At 69.8% G+C, this 16873-nt stretch carries 14 protein-coding genes and 1 tRNA gene; 5 read left to right on the forward strand and 10 right to left on the reverse strand.

From position 1 onward, the window contains the following. Positions 1–76 precede the first annotated feature (76 nt). On the reverse strand, positions 77–745 hold the full coding sequence (orn, locus tag ABEA30_RS14810) for an oligoribonuclease (protein WP_345584215.1): 669 nt from the start codon (positions 743–745) through the stop codon (positions 77–79). 60 nt (positions 746–805) lie between these two features. Between orn and ABEA30_RS14815 the strand changes: the two genes are divergently transcribed. Then, positions 806–881, forward strand: a tRNA-Arg gene (locus tag ABEA30_RS14815). A gap of 164 nt (positions 882–1045) precedes the next feature. On the opposite strand, the gene ABEA30_RS14820 is transcribed toward ABEA30_RS14815, so the two are convergent. Then, positions 1046–1642: a 2'-5' RNA ligase family protein gene (locus ABEA30_RS14820; protein ID WP_345584217.1), complete on the reverse strand. Its 597-nt coding sequence runs from the start codon at positions 1640–1642 to the stop codon at positions 1046–1048. Positions 1643–1690: 48 nt separating this feature from the next. Between ABEA30_RS14820 and ABEA30_RS14825 the strand changes: the two genes are divergently transcribed. From ABEA30_RS14825 to ettA, 4 genes are all read left to right on the forward strand, one after another. Continuing rightward, the gene (locus ABEA30_RS14825) at positions 1691–3088 is read left to right on the forward strand and encodes a PrsW family intramembrane metalloprotease (RefSeq protein ID WP_345584218.1); all 1398 of its coding nucleotides are present in this window, start codon (positions 1691–1693) and stop codon (positions 3086–3088) included. Further along, positions 3085–4806, forward strand: a complete 1722-nt coding sequence (locus tag ABEA30_RS14830) for a GTPase domain-containing protein (RefSeq protein ID WP_345584220.1) — start codon at positions 3085–3087, stop codon at positions 4804–4806. Before ABEA30_RS14825 ends, ABEA30_RS14830 begins: the two co-directional genes overlap by 4 nt. After that, positions 4806–6419: a GTPase gene (locus tag ABEA30_RS14835; RefSeq protein ID WP_345584222.1), complete on the forward strand. Its 1614-nt coding sequence runs from the start codon at positions 4806–4808 to the stop codon at positions 6417–6419. Before ABEA30_RS14830 ends, ABEA30_RS14835 begins: the two co-directional genes overlap by 1 nt. A 215-nt stretch (positions 6420–6634) precedes the next feature. Continuing rightward, positions 6635–8314 carry an energy-dependent translational throttle protein EttA gene (gene ettA, locus ABEA30_RS14840; protein ID WP_345584224.1) on the forward strand — a complete coding sequence of 560 codons (1680 nt, stop codon included), beginning with the start codon at positions 6635–6637 and terminating at the stop codon, positions 8312–8314. A 69-nt stretch (positions 8315–8383) separates the two neighbouring features. On the opposite strand, the gene ABEA30_RS14845 is transcribed toward ettA, so the two are convergent. From ABEA30_RS14845 to ABEA30_RS14880, 8 genes are all read right to left on the reverse strand, one after another. Continuing rightward, the gene (locus ABEA30_RS14845; protein ID WP_345584226.1) at positions 8384–8941 is read right to left on the reverse strand and encodes a hypothetical protein; all 558 of its coding nucleotides are present in this window, start codon (positions 8939–8941) and stop codon (positions 8384–8386) included. Continuing rightward, complete coding sequence (locus ABEA30_RS14850) at positions 8938–9855, reverse strand: lytic transglycosylase domain-containing protein (RefSeq protein ID WP_345584228.1); 918 nt, start codon at positions 9853–9855, stop codon at positions 8938–8940. Before ABEA30_RS14850 ends, ABEA30_RS14845 begins: the two co-directional genes overlap by 4 nt. After that, a complete protein-coding gene (gene pstB / locus ABEA30_RS14855; protein WP_345584294.1) occupies positions 9852–10664 on the reverse strand; it encodes a phosphate ABC transporter ATP-binding protein PstB in 813 nt (270 codons plus the stop codon). The genes ABEA30_RS14850 and pstB overlap by 4 nt, the downstream gene beginning before the upstream one ends. 232 nt (positions 10665–10896) lie before the next feature. Continuing rightward, positions 10897–11727: a sortase gene (locus tag ABEA30_RS14860; RefSeq protein WP_345584229.1), complete on the reverse strand. Its 831-nt coding sequence runs from the start codon at positions 11725–11727 to the stop codon at positions 10897–10899. Between the two features lie 116 nt (positions 11728–11843). Further along, a complete protein-coding gene (locus ABEA30_RS14865; RefSeq protein WP_345584231.1) occupies positions 11844–12776 on the reverse strand; it encodes a magnesium and cobalt transport protein CorA in 933 nt (310 codons plus the stop codon). Continuing rightward, the gene (locus tag ABEA30_RS14870) at positions 12776–13864 is read right to left on the reverse strand and encodes a WxL protein peptidoglycan domain-containing protein (protein ID WP_345584233.1); all 1089 of its coding nucleotides are present in this window, start codon (positions 13862–13864) and stop codon (positions 12776–12778) included. The genes ABEA30_RS14865 and ABEA30_RS14870 overlap by 1 nt, the downstream gene beginning before the upstream one ends. A gap of 141 nt (positions 13865–14005) precedes the next feature. After that, positions 14006–15709: an Ig-like domain-containing protein gene (locus ABEA30_RS14875; protein WP_345584235.1), complete on the reverse strand. Its 1704-nt coding sequence runs from the start codon at positions 15707–15709 to the stop codon at positions 14006–14008. 23 nt (positions 15710–15732) lie between these two features. After that, the gene (locus ABEA30_RS14880) at positions 15733–16851 is read right to left on the reverse strand and encodes a hypothetical protein (protein WP_345584237.1); all 1119 of its coding nucleotides are present in this window, start codon (positions 16849–16851) and stop codon (positions 15733–15735) included. Between the last annotated feature and the right edge of the window lie 22 nt (positions 16852–16873).

Here is a 16873-nt window from a genome sequence, read left to right on the forward strand (position 1 = left end):
ATCACGCGGGCATCTTCAGGTGAGTCAACGACTCAAACCAAGCGGGCATCTTGACATGAGGCAACGGGATCGAGCGTCAGGCCTCGTCGGTGGGCATGTCGTCAGTCGTGACGACGGTGGGCGTGGCGGCAGGAGCGGACGCGCCGGTCAGCGCGCCGCGGTGCCGGGCGGCGATCTCGCGCAGTTGCCCCGACGTCGGCCCGGGCTGCGGCACGAACAGCGCGTCGCGGTAGTAGCGGAGTTCCTCGATGGACTCCTGGATGTCGGCCAGCGCTCGGTGATTGCCGGACTTCACGGGCGCGAGGTACTGAACGCGCGGGTACCAGCGGCGGGCGAGCTCCTTGATGGAGGAGACGTCCACGTTGCGGTAGTGCACCCACTGCTCGAGTTCGGGCATGTCACGCGCGAGGAACGCGCGGTCGGTGCCGATCGTGTTGCCAGCGAGCGGAGCCTTGCGGGGGATCGGGACGTGCGTGCGCACGTAGTCGAGGACCTGGGCCAAGGCGTCCTCCATGGTGGTGCCGCCCTGCAGCTCCTCGAGGAGGCCCGACTTGGTGTGCATCTCACGGACGAAGTCGCCCATCGCGGCGAGCTGCTCGTCGGTGGGCTTGATGAGCACGTCGACGCCGTCGCCCAGCACGTTGAGGTCGCCGTCGGTCACCAGCGCGGCAACCTCGATCAACGCGTCCGTGGCCAGGTCGAGGCCCGTCATCTCGCAGTCGATCCACACCAGTTTTTCGCTCATGGCAACCAACCTAAGGCTCCGAGCCGTCGCCGCGCCAACGGGCTACACTGAATCGCCGAAGCCCCAGTAGCTCAGCGGATAGAGCAACAGCCTTCTAATCTGTAGTGCGCAGGTTCGATTCCTGCCTGGGGCGCCATGCGCCAGTCGACAGCGTGCGGGATTCTTCGGCGTGCACGCCGATGAATCCCGCAGCTTGATCCGGCCGCACGAGCAGCCCCACCCCGATTCGACACGCTCGGGTTTCGACACGCTCGGGTTTCGACACGCTCGCAGAGCTCGCGGCTCAACCAACGTTGCGGCTCAACCAGCGTCGAGGGTCCAGTTGGCCAGCTCCACCCAGTCGAACCAGCCAAGTTCCGGGCGGACCGTGACCGACACCAGGTGAACGGAGCCGATCACCGCGGGGCCCACCTCCGGGGCGTCCGCGAGGCGACGGATGAGCTCGGCCTCGTCGACGTCACCGGTGGCGTAGGCCAAGGAGACGTGCGGGCCGTACGGGGCGCCGAGCACCTCGCCGCCGAAGGCTTCCGCGGCGCGCGCGACGGCGTCGACCAGGGCAACCCACTCGGGGGTCGACGGCGCGATGCACTCCACCGCCACTGGCTGGGCCTGCGGTGCGCCGAGGTTCAACTCGAAGGCCTTGACGCCGTCGAGCTCGTCGGTGAGGTGCTGCGCCAAGCGGCTGAGGTCTGCGTGCTTGAGGTCATCGAACTGGGCGAGGCGGCGGACGGTGAAGTGTCGCCACGCGGCCGGCATCACCGGCAGGTTCGGCACTCCGTCGAGGCGGGCGGCTGCCTGGTCGAGTCGGTCCCGCACGTCGTCGGCGGGCAGGGCATAGACATGGAGCGACCCGTCGTTCCGCGTCCAGGGGGTCATCTGCTCGAAGAAGCTGCGCATGAAGGTGAGCCTAGCGATGGGGCGAGGGGCCGGTAGTCTGGGCGCACTATGAGTACAGCGCAGATCAGCCAGCCAAAGTCGCGCGGACGCTGGCTCGACGGCCTGCCGCAGGACGGGCCCCGCCGGCCCTGGTGGGCGCGGCTGCTGCGCAGCCCCCTCTTCTGGCTGGCGATCATCCTCTTCCCGCTGTACTTCTGGGGCCTCTACGACCAGTACTGGATGCTCCACCCCGAGCAGACGTTCGAGGACGGCACGCGCACGCTGGGGCTCAGCAACGAATCGCTGAAGCTGGGCGCCTACTGGGCCATGTGGACGGCGTTGGCGTACACCACACTGTTCATCCTGCTGGACCGGTTCCGCGCCTCGAGCCCCGTCGTCTGGTTGCTCACGCTCGGCTGGGGCGCCTCGGCGTCCACATGGTTCTCCATCCACGTCAACACCTGGATGGGCCAGGCCATGGCCACCACGCAGGCCAACTCCGACGCCGGGTCGCGCGCCGCGATCTTCTCCGCCCCGTTCGTGGAGGAGTTCGCCAAAGCCACCATCCTCGTGCTGCTGGTGATCCTCTGGCGCAACAAGATCGTCTCGCGGCTCTCCATCATCACGCTCGCCGGCCTGTCGGCCGTGGGGTTCGCGTTCACCGAGAACATCATCTACTACGCCCGCGTCTGGATGCAGGCCACGCACGACATCACGATCGCCGAGCCGCAGGAATCGTTCATGGAGCTGGTCATGCTCCGCGGCGTCTACACCTCCTTCGGCCACCCGCTGTTCACGATGATGACCGCGGCAGGCCTCGCCATCGGCCTGGGCGCCCGGTCCAAATGGGTGCGCGTCATGGCGCCCGTCGGCGGCTACCTGCTGTCGTGCGCCGGGCACATGCTGTTCAACGGACTGTCGTCGACCAATTCCATCGACAACCTCATGGTCCAGTGGTACATGGCGCTGGGCCTGGTGGCGGTCATCGTGATCTCGCTGATCGTCAGCATGGTCGGCAACGGCCAGCTGATCCGCGCCCGGCTGGCCGACTACCAGCACGCGGGCTGGCTCACCCAGCGCGACGTCGAGCTCTACGGCGGCCCCCTGCGCCGCGCGAAGCTGCTGCTCTTCGCCCTCTTCCGCGGCCCCCGCACGTGGTGGCGCACCTCCAAGCTGGTGCGCCGCGTGACCGAACTTGCCTACCTCCGCAACGCCATGACCCGCGGCACCGTGTCGGCGGCCGGCGACGACCGCGCCCACCAGCTGATCACGGAGATCCACGAGCTCCAGCAAGTGGCCCTGGCCGACTACGCCGGCGAACCCATGATCCCGCCGCGCAAGAAGAAGCGCAGCGAGCTTCCCCCGCCGCCCCCACCCGGTGCCGGCGGCCCGTTGACCAGCAACTACGCCCAACCCGTCGCGCCCGGCCCGGCCGGCGTCGGCGGCAACTATCCTGTGCGTTCATGAGCGGCACCCAGAAGCTCGTCGACGCCTTCCACCAACTCGACTCAGCCCTCCCGGCAGCGCAGTTCCCGCTCCCGCTCGACGGCGCCGAGTCGCTGCGCAGCCTCGCCGGCTCGCTTGCGCACCAGGTCCGCGACTACCTCCTCCCGCGCGCCTCCAAGCTCGACGCCCCGCTGCTGGCCGTCGTCGGCGGCTCCACCGGCGCCGGGAAGTCGACGATCGTCAACTCGCTGCTCCGTGCCGAGGTCACCCGCCCCGGCGTGCTGCGGCCCACCACGAAGTCGCCCGTGCTGATCTGCCACTCCGACGACGAGGCGTGGTTCCGCTCCGACAAGGTGCTGCCCGGCCTGGTGCGCACCGACACGCAGCTGCACGACTCCCGCGCCCTCCACCTCGTCGCGTTCCCAGACCTACCGCCCGGCCTGGCGCTGCTGGACGCACCCGACATCGACTCGGTCGACGACGCCAACCGCGCCCTCGCCCGGCAACTCCTCCTCGCGGCCGACCTCTGGGTGTTCGTCACCTCCGCCGCCCGTTACGCCGACGCCGTGCCGTGGGACTACCTCCACCAGGCGCAGCAGCGCAACACCATGCTCAGCGTCGTGGTCAACCGCTGCCCACCCGGCGCCATCGCGCAGGTGGCCGGCCACCTCGCGCAGATGCTCGCCGAGCGCGGCCTCGCGTCAGCCAAGCTGTTCGCCATCGCCGAGCGCCCGCTGGGACACGACGGCCTGCTGCCGCTGCCCGACGTCGGCGGGCTGCGCCAGTGGCTCGGCCAGCTCGCCTCGCAGTCCGAGGCGCGCGCCCAGGTGGCCACCCAGTCGTTGGCCGGCTCCGTGCGCTCGCTGGATCCGCAGCTGCACGAACTGATCGGCGGCATCCAACGCCAGGACGAGGCCATCGACGAACTGCGCGAGCAGTCCGAGGTCACCTACCGCCAGGCCGTGGCAGACGTCGTCCAGGCCGCCGGCGACGGCACGATGCTGCGCGGCGAGATCCTCAGCCGCTGGCAGGACCTCGTCGGCACGGGCGAGTTCATGCGCAACATCGAGGAACGCATCAGCGCATTCCGTGACCGCATCACCGGCTGGTTCCGCGGCGAACCGGAGGTGCAGGCCGTCGAGATCGCCATCTCCGACAACCTCGCCGCCGTCCTGCAGGAGAAGGGCCAATGGGCCGCCGAGCAGGTGGCCGTGAAATGGTCACGCACGAGGTGGGGCCGCGACATCGTCATCGCAGAGCCCGGCCTGGCCCACCCGTCGCCGGATTTCGACGCTGCGGCCACCGCCGCCATCCGCGCCTGGCAGTCAGACGTGATGCGCCTCGTCGAGGAACAGGGCCGCGGCAAGCGCATGAAGGCCCGCTTCCTCGCGCTGGGCACCAACATGCTCGCCCTGGCGCTCATGATCGTCGTGTTCGCCGCCACCGGCGGCCTCACCGGCGCCGAGATCGGCATCGCCGGCAGCGCTTCGGTGTTGGCGCAGCGGCTGCTGGAGGCCGTGTTCGGCGAGGGCGCCGTCCGCAAGCTCGCGGAGCAGGCGCAGGCAGACCTCGAGGCCCGCGTCCAGGGCGTGCTCGCCGTCGAACTGTCCCGCTACGGCGTGATCCTCGACTCCCTCGCAGTCGACGACGGCGCCACCGCCCAGCTCGAAGCCGCGGCCGCCGCGCTGCGTGAGGCCGCCCGCAGCGCTTTCGATGACCTGACCGCCCCGGAGCTGTGATGTCCCAGATCGCCAGCCAACTCGCCACGCTCACCGAGGCGCTCGACCTCGCGCAGGGCCGAGTGCCCGCGGAGGCGGAGGCCCACGCCCGCGCCGTCCTCGCGCACGCGCCGCGCAGGCTCGCGGCAGGGGCCCAGACCGTCGTCGCGATCGCCGGGGCCACCGGCTCCGGCAAGTCCAGCCTGTTCAACGCGCTCACCGGCACCCGGCTCGCGGAACAGGGCCCGCGGCGCCCCACCACGTCGTCGACCATGGCCGCGAGCTTCTCCGCGACCAACAACCAGCTCCTCGACCTGCTGGCCGTGCCGAGACGCCACGAGGTGGAGGCACCCGCCGACGGCATGCAGGACCTGATCCTGTTGGACCTCCCGGACCACGACTCCACCGCCACCGCGCACCGCGACGAGGTGGACCGGCTGGTGGCCCTCGTCGACCAGTTCATCTGGGTGCTCGACCCCCAGAAGTACGCCGACGCCGCCCTGCACCAGCGCTACCTGCGGCCGCTGGCCCGGCACCGCGAGGTCATCACCGTGGTGCTGAACCAGGCCGACAAGCTCTCGCCCGAGGACATCTCCCGCTGCCTCGCCCACATCCGCCGGCTCCTCGACGACGACGGGCTCCACGACGTGCCCATCCTCGCCACGTCGGCCGTGACCGGCATGGGCATCGACGACCTGCGCACCCGCCTCGCGCGCCTCGCGCAGGGCAAGCGCGCCGCTGCCACCCGGCTCCAGGCCGACGTCGCCGTCGCCGCACGTTCGCTCGACGGCGCCATCGGCCGCGCCGAGACCCGCGGCGTGAGCAGGGAGACTGTCTCGCGCCTGAACGCGCAGCTGTCGGCTGCGGCCGGGGTGCCGATCGTCGTCGACGCCGTGCGCAGCTCGGTACGGCACCGCGGGCGCCTCGCCACGGGCTGGCCGCTGGTCAAGTGGATCGGCCGGCTGAAGCCCGACCCGCTGAAGCGGCTGCGCCTCGGCGGCCGGCGCGGCACAGCCCCGGCTGAACTGGAGCCGATGGGGGACCTGGCGCGCAGCTCGCTGCCCGCAAGGTCGGCCGCCGCGTCGTCGCACCTGTCGACGGGGTTGCGCAGCCTGGCCAACGAGCTCAGCGACGGCATGCCCGCCGGGTGGCGCGACGCGGTGTACCGCGCGGTGCACACCTCCGAGGCCACGCTGCCGGACCAGCTCGACCGCGCCGTCGTCGCCACCGACCTCAAGGTCGACCGCACGCCCGTGTGGTGGCAGGTCATCCGGGGGCTGCAGTGGCTGCTCATCGCCGCCGTCGTGGCGGGCGCGCTGTGGCTCACCCTCAACGTGGTGCTGGGCTACTTCGGGCTGCCCAGGGTCGACGTCTACCCGATGGGCCCCGACGGTGGGCTCCAGGTTCCCGTGCCCACGCTGATGGTGATCGGCGGGCTGCTGCTCGGCATCGTGCTGTCCGCGCTGTCGGGGCTGGCGATCAACGCCGCCGCCAACGGCGCCGCGAAGCGGGCGCGGAAGGCCCTGGCGGTGTCGGTGGCCGAAGTCGGCCGCGAACACGTCGTGGCCCCCGCGGAGGCCGAGGTGCAGCGTTACGCGCAGGCCCGCGCCGCCGTCGACCGCATCGTGGGTTGAGCCGGGCCCAGCGACGAAGTCGCCGGCCCGTGTCGAAACCGGGTGAGGTTTCAAGCAGCCCACTGTGAAGGTCGAGGGGTTTCGACACGCTCGCGCTCCTCGTACCTCGGAGGCGACCGGCTCAGCCAGCGTGACGGCTCAACCGGCGTTTCTGCCTTGTCCGCAAAGCCGCATAGACTGGCCCGCGGTCCGCTACGAAGGGAAAGCCGATACCAGTGGCTGAGTTCATCTACAGCATGCAGAACGTCCGGAAGACCGCAGGTGAGAAGGTCATCCTGGACAACGTCACGCTCTACTTCCTCCCGGGCGCCAAGATCGGCGTCGTCGGGCCGAACGGTGCCGGCAAGTCCACCCTCCTCAAGGTGATGGCGGGCCTCGAGAAGCCGAACAACGGCGAGGCGGCGCTCGCGAAGGAGGCCACCGTCGGCATCCTCCTGCAGGAGCCCCCGCTGGACGAGGACAAGACCGTCATCGAGAACGTCGAGCTCGCCGTCGCAGAGACCAAGGCGATGCTCGACCGCTTCAACGAGATCGGCGTCCTGATGGGCGAGCCCGACGCCGACTTCGACAAGCTGCTCGAGGAGATGGGCACCCTCCAGACCGAACTCGACCACCGCGAGGCGTGGGAGCTCGACTCCAAGCTGCAGCAGGCGATGGACGCCCTGCAGTGCCCCCCGCCGGACGCCCCCGTCAAGGTGCTCTCCGGCGGTGAGCGACGCCGCGTGGCGCTGTGCAAGCTGCTGCTCGAGGAGCCAGACCTGCTGCTGCTCGACGAGCCCACCAACCACCTCGACGCCGAATCCGTCGACTGGCTGGAGAAGCACCTCAAGAACTACCCGGGCGCCGTCCTGGCCGTCACGCACGACCGCTACTTCCTCGACAACGTCGCGGAGTGGATCTGCGAGATCGACCGCGGCCGTCTGCACCCCTACGAGGGCAACTACTCCACCTACCTGCAGACCAAGCGTGAGCGCCTGCAGATCGAGGGCAAGAAGGACGCCAAGCGCGCCAAGATCCTCGAGAAGGAACTCGAGTGGGTCCGCTCCAACCCGAAGGCCCGCCAGGCCAAGAACAAGGCCCGTCTGGCCCGCTACGAGGAGCTGGCGGCGGAGGCCGAGCGCCGTCGCGCCGTCGACCTGTCCGAGATCAACATCCCGCCGGGCCCGCGCCTGGGCTCGGTCGTGCTCGAGGTGCGCAACCTCAAGAAGGGCTTCGGCGACCGCGTGCTGATCGACGACCTGTCGTTCACGCTGCCGCGCGCCGGCATCGTCGGCATCATCGGCCCCAACGGCGTCGGCAAGACCACGCTGTTCAAGACCATCACCGGGCTGGAGGAGGCCGACGCCGGCACCGTGAAGGTGGGCGAGACGGTCAAGTTCAGCTACGTGGACCAGGGCCGCTCCGGCATCGACCCGAAGAAGAACGTGTGGGAGGTCGTCTCGGACGGTCTCGACCACATCAAGGTGGCCAACTTCGAGATGCCGTCGCGCGCGTACGTCGCGTCGTTCGGCTTCAAGGGCCCAGACCAGCAGAAGCTGGCCGGCGTGCTGTCCGGCGGTGAGCGCAACCGCCTCAACCTGGCGCTGACCCTGAAGCAGGGCGGCAACGTGCTGCTGCTCGACGAGCCCACCAACGACCTGGACGTCGAGACGCTGCAGTCGCTCGAGGACGCGCTGCTCGACTTCCCCGGCTGCGCCGTCGTGATCTCCCACGACCGCTGGTTCCTCGACCGTGTCGCCACGCACATCCTCGCGTGGGAGGGCACCGACGAGGACCCTGCGCAGTGGTTCTGGTTCGAGGGCAACTTCGCCGACTACGAGCAGAACAAGGTCGAGCGCCTCGGCCCGGTTGCGTCGCGCGTGAAGTCGACGGCGCACCGCCGCCTCACCCGCTGACCGCGACCGTGCCCTTCGACCTGCCTGGCTCCTTCGTCGCAGGGCAGGCTCAGGGGACTTCGGCGCAGCTCAGACGGTATCGACGCCCTGTCGGCGCAATGCGCGCCACAGGGCGTTCTCCGTCGACGCGTCCGGCCGGCGCCACAGGCGGGCGCTCACCAGCACCACCTCGTCGTCGAGCGTCAACCAGACGGCGTTGTGGTGGGTGACCTCGTCGGCCACCCGCACCGTCTGCAGTTCCTCCGCCCGGGCGAGCAACGCCGCAGCGTCTGCGCGGGCCGCGGCCTCCGTCGGGAAGGCCTTGGCGCTCAGCCCCAACGTCAGCTGATTGGGGGCGACGACGGCCCAGGCGTACCCGCCCTGCCGGTCCAGCGCATCGAGCGAGAACTCCTCGCGGAGGTCCAGCCAGGTTTGCACGCCTGCCCTGGCGCGCTCGACCAAGGCGTCCGGCACCTCCGGGTCCGTCGGGTGCAGCCGCAGCACGTGGTGGCAGATCGCCGCGCGACCGAGGTACTGCGAACGGTCCTCCACCACGTCGAGCATGCGGATGGCCGACGGCAGCACCCGGGGCCTGCGCTTCCCGGGACGCCTTGGCTGGAGCGGGCGGTCGACGGCCACGGCGCTCACCGGGCCCCCGCCCGTTCGGCGTAGATGTTGGCGGTCTCCGCGACCTTGCGCACGTAGCTGTCCAGTCTGTTGTAGCTGAGGATCGCGGCTCGCCAACCTTCCGCGGTGGTCACGGGACCCCCATGGCACAGGTAGCGGGCTGCGGCGAGCGCGGCGTCGTCGATCTGGTTGGGGTCGGCGTACCCGTCGCCGTTGCCGTCGGCGCCCCACGTCGCCCAGGTCGACGGGATGAACTGCATGGGGCCGACGGCGCGGTCCCAGACGGTGTCGCCGTCCCAGGCGCCGCCGTCGGTGTCGCGGATGGCCTTGACGCCGTCGCCGTTGAGCGCGATGCCCCGGATGGCGGGATCGGGGTAGCCGTCGTCGCGCAGTTGCGAGCCACGGAAGTGCCCGTGCTGCGACTCCACCCAGCCGATGCCAGCGAGCGTGTTCCAGGCCAGGCCGCATTCGGGCTGCTCGGCGGCGACGGCGAGCGTGGCCGCGCCGTAGGCCGTCAGGGCCCGCTGGGGGATGCCGGTCTGGGCCGCGGTGCGCTCGGCCCATGCCGGGTCCACACCGCCGACGCGGGGTGCCGCGGCCGTCTGCCCCTGCGCTGGCTGTGCTGGTTGCTCGTCGACGACGGGTTCAGGGGTGGCAGGCTCCGGCATGGCGGGCGCCTCGGGCAGGGGAGCGGGTTGGGGCTCGGGCTGTTCCTGATCGACGCCGCCCTGGGGCTGCGGCAGGGGCTGCGGGGCGTAGGCCGCCCTGCCCACCCGACCCTGGGCCGCGGACAGCTGCGCGAGCCCCCAACCGCTGAACAGGGCGGCCAGCACGAGCAGGCACACCGTCGCGGTGAGGACGCGGTAGCCCCAGGTGCGCCACCAGGGTTCCTGCCAGTGCTCCGGGGTGTCGAACGGTTCGGTGCCGTTGGTCATCCGAAGCGTCCGTTGACGTAGTCGGCCGTGCGTTCGTCCTGCGGGTCGTGGAACATGGCGTCGGTGTCGCCGTGTTCGACGATCTGGCCGGGGGTGCCCTGCGAGGCCAGGAAGAACGCGCACTGCTGGGAGACGCGCTGGGCCTGCTGCATGTTGTGGGTCACGATCACGATGGTGACCTCCTTCTGCAGTTCGGCCATGGTCTCCTCGATCACGCGGGTCGAGGTGGGGTCGAGCGCCGAGCAGGGTTCGTCCATCAGCAGAACCTTGGGCTTGATCGCCAGCGAGCGGGCGATGCACAGGCGCTGTTGCTGACCTCCGGACAGGCCGCCGCCGGGTGCCCGGAGCCTGCCCTTGACCTCCTTCCAGAGGCCGGCGGAGGTCAGGGACCGTTCGACGAGTTCGTCCTTGGTGTCGCGCGAGGCCTTGACGCCGGTGAGCTTGAGGCCGGCCACCACGTTGTCGTAGATGCTCATCGCCGGGAACGGGTTGGGCTTCTGGAAGACCATGCCGATGTGCTTGCGGGCGTCCTGGAGCTTCTTGCGGCGGTCGTAGATGTCGTCGCCGTCGAGGAGCACCTCGCCAGCCAGCGAGGCCGAGGGCACCAGTTCGTGCATGCGGTTGAGGATGCGCAGGAACGTGGACTTGCCGCAGCCCGACGGCCCGATCAGCGCGGTCACCTGGCCCGCGGGCATTGTGAGGGAGACCTGCTCGAGCACCTTGTGGTCGCCGAACCAGGCCGAGATGTTCTTGGCGGTCAGCGTGGACAACGCCGCGTTGGGCTGCGCGGCCCGCGCGGGTGCCTGCATCTCGGGGCGGGCGAACGGGGCCACCAGCGAGTCGACCTCCTCGCGCGAGGCGTACACCGGCGCCATCTGTGTCGTCTCGAGGATGGCGTCGTGCTGCGCCGTGAGGTCCTTCAGCTCCTCGTCGGGGTCCTTCCGCCAGGGGGAGGGCTCGGCGAAGTCCTGGTGCTCGGCCGGGATGATCTTGGTGGCGTCGATCGGCTCGTCGCTCATCTCTTCTTCTCTATTCATGGGTTCACAGCAGGTTGGGGAGGAGTTTGACGATCTCGGAGCAGGTCCAGATGCCAAGGACGAGGAAGACCGGCAGCGCGACCATCCAGGTCTTCGACGGGCCCACCCTGCGCCAGGCGTGGACGGCGACGATCTCAGCGGCCACCAGGCCCTGCAGGCAGAACACCAGGGCCCAGACGGTGGTGAGGTCGCCGGCCAGTTCCCTGTGCTCGGGAGGGAGGGTGCGGAAGGTGGTGTCGCGGAGGCCGGGGGTCTGCACGGGGGAGACGAGTTTCGCGTCCACCCGGGTGAGGCCCACCGGCATGTAGGGGAAGCCGCGGGTGGTGATGAGGGTCAGGCGGGCCTCGCCGCGCTGGATCGGCGGCGGAGCAAGGTCGCCGGCCTGGCGCACCCCGATCACCTCGTAGATGTGCTCACCCTGGCCCGTGACCACGCTGATGGTCTCGCCGGGGGCGAGCTCCTGGATCCGCGAGAACGGGCCGCCGTACGAGGAGCCGCGTCCCATCAGCACGCTGACGCCGGCCTGTCCCGGCAGGCTGGTGTCTCGACGGTGACCCGGGCCCGCCATCAGGGTGCCGGAGCTGGTGCCCTCGACGACGATCTCGTCGACCCCGATGGTGGGGATCTCGATGCGCGCAACGGGCTCACCGTCGTCGAGGAGGACGTCCTCGAAGTTGCCCTCGCTCACCGGCGCGGTACCCGCGGCCAGTTGTTCGGTGAACGTCTGGCGCAGTTGGTGCTGCGACACGATGTGCTGGAGGTGGCTGAGCAGCAGCACGTTGGCGAGGAACCCCACGAGGACCACGAGGACCATCACGAGCAGTCCGCGGATCATCAGTTCCCGCGCCGCCATGGGTGGCCGCGGGGGAGGAGGGAGGCGCCTGGGTGGCTTCGGAGGCGTGGGTGCCTTCGGCCGCCCGGCCGCCTTGGGTGCTGCGGGTTTCAACTGGGTCACCCGGCGACCTCCGGCGACAGCGCGGAGCCGCCGAGCTGACGGATGAGGCGGGGGCCGAGCCGGACGGCGGCGATTGCGAGGCCGGTGCCGCCGAGCAGGTACCACGGGACGAAGAAGACCCACTGGTCGCGCTTGACGGGGGCGAGCTCGGTGTCGCCCAGTTTCTCCGGCGGGGTGAACACGGTCTCGGCCTTGACCAGCGTCCACTGGCCGAGGCCGGTCATCTCGGCGGCCACCTCTCGGACCTCATCGGGTTCGAGGTCCTTGATCTCTACTGCCATCTCCGGGCCGAGTTGCTGCCCGAACAGGTTGAGCATGCGGAAGCTCGCCTCGGCGTCCAGGGTGGCGTTCGACGCGTTGCGCACGGTGAAGCGGATGGTGTGGCTGCCGCCCCAGGGGTTGATGCTCATCCGAGTGTCGCCCGCCAGGCCGCTGACGTAGAGGAGGCCGCCGATGGAGACCTCCTCCTCCTTCTCGGGAGGGACCGACGCTGCGGGCGAGGTGGGGACGGCTGAGGCGGAGTCGGTGCTCTCGGGCCTGTCGTTCCGGGGGGTGCTCGACGAGCCGGGTCGCACCGGACGCGAGGGCCGGGTGGTCCGGTTGCTCGGCGGGGCCATCGTCGGCCTGCTGCTCGGGGCTGCTGACGGCAGCACCGACGGAGGCCCGGGCTGGCTGGGGACCGGCGCCGTGGGCCTCCCCGTGGGCCGCGTGCTGGCGCTCTGGGTGGCAGAGGGCTTGGCGGTGGGCGAGACGGAACCCGACGGCGAGGGGCTCGGCGTCGTCTCCAGGACCCACACGGAGATGCCGCTTCCGCCGGAGCCGTCCGCGACGGCGACGGAGCCGGGCTGGGTGAGCACGGCGCCCTGGACGACCGCCACGGCCAGCGCGGCGGCCGCCACGGTCAGGGCGCGGCCAATGGGAAGCTTCATCACTTGCTGCCGCTCTCGACGAGTTCGGGCTCGGGGGCGTCGTTCTGCGCGGAGGCCTCCTGCGCCTTGCGGGCGGCCTCGGCCTCGGTGTGGGCGATCCACTCGGCGGCGCGCTTCGCGTCCACCTTGCGGCGCCAACGCCACCAGACGATGCCGCCGACGATGAGCAGCAGCGGCACGACGGCAAGGAGCGGCAGGGCCCAGACGAAGGCGTCACGCTCGACGACGGGGAGCGTGGGCGGCAGGAGGGCGTCGCCGTCGGTCTGGGTCTGGAGCAGCCACTTGACGTTGGCGAAGCCGACGGAGGGCACGTTCTCCAGGGTGAAGTTCACGGTGCGGGTGTTGCCCGGCAGCACCTCGTCGAGCACCTCGAAGGTCTCCTGGCCGACGGGCACGCCGAACCAGGTGGTGCCGGAGAGCGTGACGCGCCCTGACAGGGCGATGTTGCCGTTGTTGCTGACCGTGGCGGTTCCGGTGATGGACCCGTCGAAGGGGTTGAGGTCGCCCGAGTGGTTCGCGGAGAAGCTGCTGATCGTCATGTTGGCGACGAGGTCGCCCGCGACGCGCACGTACATGCGGTTGGCGATGCGGTTCTCACGATTGACGTCGCCCTCCCTGGTCCAGGACGCGACGATGCCCGCGGGGTGGTCTCCCGGAGTGGCCTCGGCCGGCACGTTCACCGTGAAGCTGACCACCTTGGACTCGGTGGGTGCCAGTTGCAGTTCCACTCGGGGCTGTCCGTCGAACGAGACCCAGGCACCGGCGTCCTTGGGTTCGTCGGAGGTGTTGAGGAGGGCGAAGTTGCCTTGCGCGTCGTTGTAGGCGTCGGTGGCGAAGATCGTGATCGTGAGCGGAGTGTTGCCCGCGTTGGCGACTCGGACCTGGTCCTTGACCTGCTGGCCGGGCTCCACCTGGTAGCTGTGCCGCACGCGATCGGTGACGCTGCCGTCGGCCTCGACGGGCTCGATCGCGACACCGGTTGTGTCTCCGGGATCCTCAGCGTGGGCGGTCTGAGGCGCGAACACGACGATGGCGGCAAGCACGAGCGCGAGAAGGGCTCGCAAGGTGAGGGAGGGAACAGCATTCATTGGTGGTGCCTTTGGGTCGTTGCCTGGTGGGGTACAGCACCCGAGTGTCGGGGCCGATGGCCCCGACACCCAGATGTTGTGTGGTTGGGCTTGTTCAGGGGTGCCGGGCCCCCGCCGTGGGGGAGGGGGCCCGGCGGTGACTCACTTGGAGACCAGGGTCAGGGTGAGCGTGGACGAGTAGCGGCCCTTGGTCGAGCCCGCGGGCGCGACGAAGGTCAGGTCAGCGTCGAAGGTGGCGGATTCGGTGTAGCTACCGGCACCCTGCGAGGCGAAGACCGAGCCGTACGTCGCGGAGCCGGCCACCTGGGCGGCGCCCAGGCTGACGGGGGCCCAGCCGGAGGCGTCGGGCTGGGCGGCGCCCTGCGCACCGACGAGCTTCGGCGCCACGCCGAGGGCGCTGGCTGCGATGGTGTCGGTGCCGTTGGCGTGGGTGAAGGCGTTGACGTTGGTCATGAGGTCCCAGCCCTTGAGGGAGAGGTAGCGCTGGTCGATGACCTCGACCTCGCCCAGGGTACCGACGGACTCAGACAGGCCGTTGGCGTTGACGATGCCCTCGGAGAGGACGTTGTCCTTCTTCACGCTCTTGTCGACGAGGATGAACTTGCCATCGGCGAACTTGCCATCGGCGTTGACGATGGCGGTGATGTTGCCGTCGACCTTGTCGCTGGTGGGAACCGCGACCTGGGCCCAGCCGAGGACCGTGCCGTCGGCCTTGGCAAGTACGAACTGCACGTCACCGGACAGGTTGTTCGGAGCGGTGACGGTCACCGCACCAGCGGTGACGGCGCGCTGGCCGAAGGAGGTGAGGGTCGAGTTGGCGTACGCGTACACGTAGACCTGGGCCTCGGTGGTGGCGGTGGTGATCGTGACCACGCGATTGCCATCGATGGTGCCGGTCGCGCCGTTGGAGTTGGTGCCGTCGAACGGCGGGGTCGGCTGCACGGCGTCGGAGACGACGACGGAGGTCGTGCCTTCGGAAGCAGCGTAGGCCGGATCCGAGACAGCAGGGGTGAAGGCTGCACGGAGGTTGTGCGTCCCGGCCGTCAGTGCGGGGGAGGTGATGGTCGCGGAGGGCTGGGCCTCAGTCACACCCTGAGATCCGATGGCCGTGTCACCGTCGTAGAACGTCACCAGGCCCGAGAAGGTCGCGGCGTTTGCCTCGGCCTCAGCGACGGTGGCGGTCAGCTCGACGGTGTCACCGACGAACGCCGAGGTGGCCGACGAGGTCAGCGTCGTGTTGGTCGCGATCTCGTTCACAGCCTCGACAACCGGGCCGACGGTGTAGTTGCCCGTTCCGGCTTCGATGTTGATCTCACGGTAGACAGCGCCGATGGTAGTGACGCCGTTGTTGATCGTGTAGGCGATGCCGTACCAGAAGGAACCACCGGTGGCGATGTCGTCCGCGATGCCGCCGGGGCCCTTGTTGATGCCCTCCAGGGTCATGTTGGCCAGGTACGTGCCGCCCTGAGGGCCTGCCGCGGCGTCCTCCGAGTAGGCGTTCCAAGTGTTGGTACCACCCATGAGGTCAGCGGTGGTCTTCTTGGAGAGGAACTTCCAAACGCCGGTAAACGGCTCTGAGCCCGTGACAGGGCGCGTGTCGGCCGGGTTGAGCTCAACCTCGATGTCGGTCGAGCTTCCCGAGGCGATGAGTAGGCTGTTCGGCTGGTAGACGGTGCCCGGGACCTCTCCGGTCCACGCGATCGTGTTTCCATCCCAGAGGTAGAACGAGCCCTTTGAGCCGTTCGGCTGCGGGTTAGCGGGAGCCGCGGAGGCGGACACGCCGACGGCCATGAGAGCAAAGGACAGCGTGCCGGCTACAAGGGCGCGCGTGAGCTTGGTGTTCATTGCAGATCCTTAGTGGGTCGGGTTCAGCGGAGGTTGGCGCGCTGCGGAGCGGTGGTGGAAGGGGCGAGGAAACCGAACTTCTTCTTCACAGAGCCAGCCTGAAAGCCGAGAGCGCTCTGAGTGTTGCCGAGCTTGGATCCCGCGTTGCTGACCAAGTCAGCGAGCTTGGCGTCGTACTTGGTGTCGCCGGCGGTGACGCGGGCGTTCTCGACGACGATGTAGGTGTCACGGCCCCAGGTCGAGTTCGAGTAGAACGCGGCGTTGGGGACCATGGCCGTGCCCGTGCCGGTGACAGCCGGGGTACCGGCGATCGGCGAGCCGACCTTGACGCCAGCGCCACGACGGTCGATGCCGGCGCCCGTGTTCTGGGCAACCCACTGGGCCGCCGACATCGGGGTGACGGCGTTGGCCGGGAAGGCCGAACCGTCCGAGAGCTTCTCGGTGTCGTGCTCCTGGCCAACCTGGACGCAAGAGCCGAGCGTGGCCTCGGTCAGGCCCAGCTTCGAGAGCCAGTCGGAGCGGGTGCCCGAGCCGGCCTGCGGGATGACCGGGGTCACGGCGACGCCGCCCACGGTGGTGATGCTGCAGTCGAAGAGACCCTTGAGGGTGGCTGCGTCGATGCTGTCGAACGCAGCGTTCGCCCCGCCCGAGTGGGCGTAGGTGAGGGCATCGCGGCCGAACGGGATGTACAGCAGCGGGCCGGCAGGGTTGGTGTTGGAGCCGGGGCCCGAGGACGAGCGGGCAACGTCAACCTGACCGGTGATGACGACGTTCGCCGGGGCGCCGGGGGTGCCGGAGGTGTACGGAGCGCCGTCGATCGAGCGGCTGAGGGCCTTGACGCCGTCGCCGGAGCCGTTGGGCCGCCCGAAGCGGGGGCCGTTGGCCTTGGTCTGGATCCAGGTGCTGCCAGTGGCATCGAACGAACCGATGTTCTGGTCACCAGCGGTGGAACGGACATTCGCTCCAGTGATGCTGGTGCCATTGGCGAGGGCGTTCAGGACGTCCTGGAGGGTGTCGGAGCCGACCACGGCGAAGCTGCTGGAGACGGGCTCCGCAGCGGCGTTGGTGGAGACGACGGTGGACAGGGCGAGGCCAGCCGCCGCGCAGAGCGCGGCGACCTTGGAGACCTTGCTAGACTTCATCGTTACGAGTTCCTTTCAACTC

The sequence above is a fragment of the Tessaracoccus lubricantis genome, assembly GCF_039544535.1.
GTDB classification, from domain to species: domain Bacteria; phylum Actinomycetota; class Actinomycetes; order Propionibacteriales; family Propionibacteriaceae; genus Arachnia; species Arachnia lubricantis.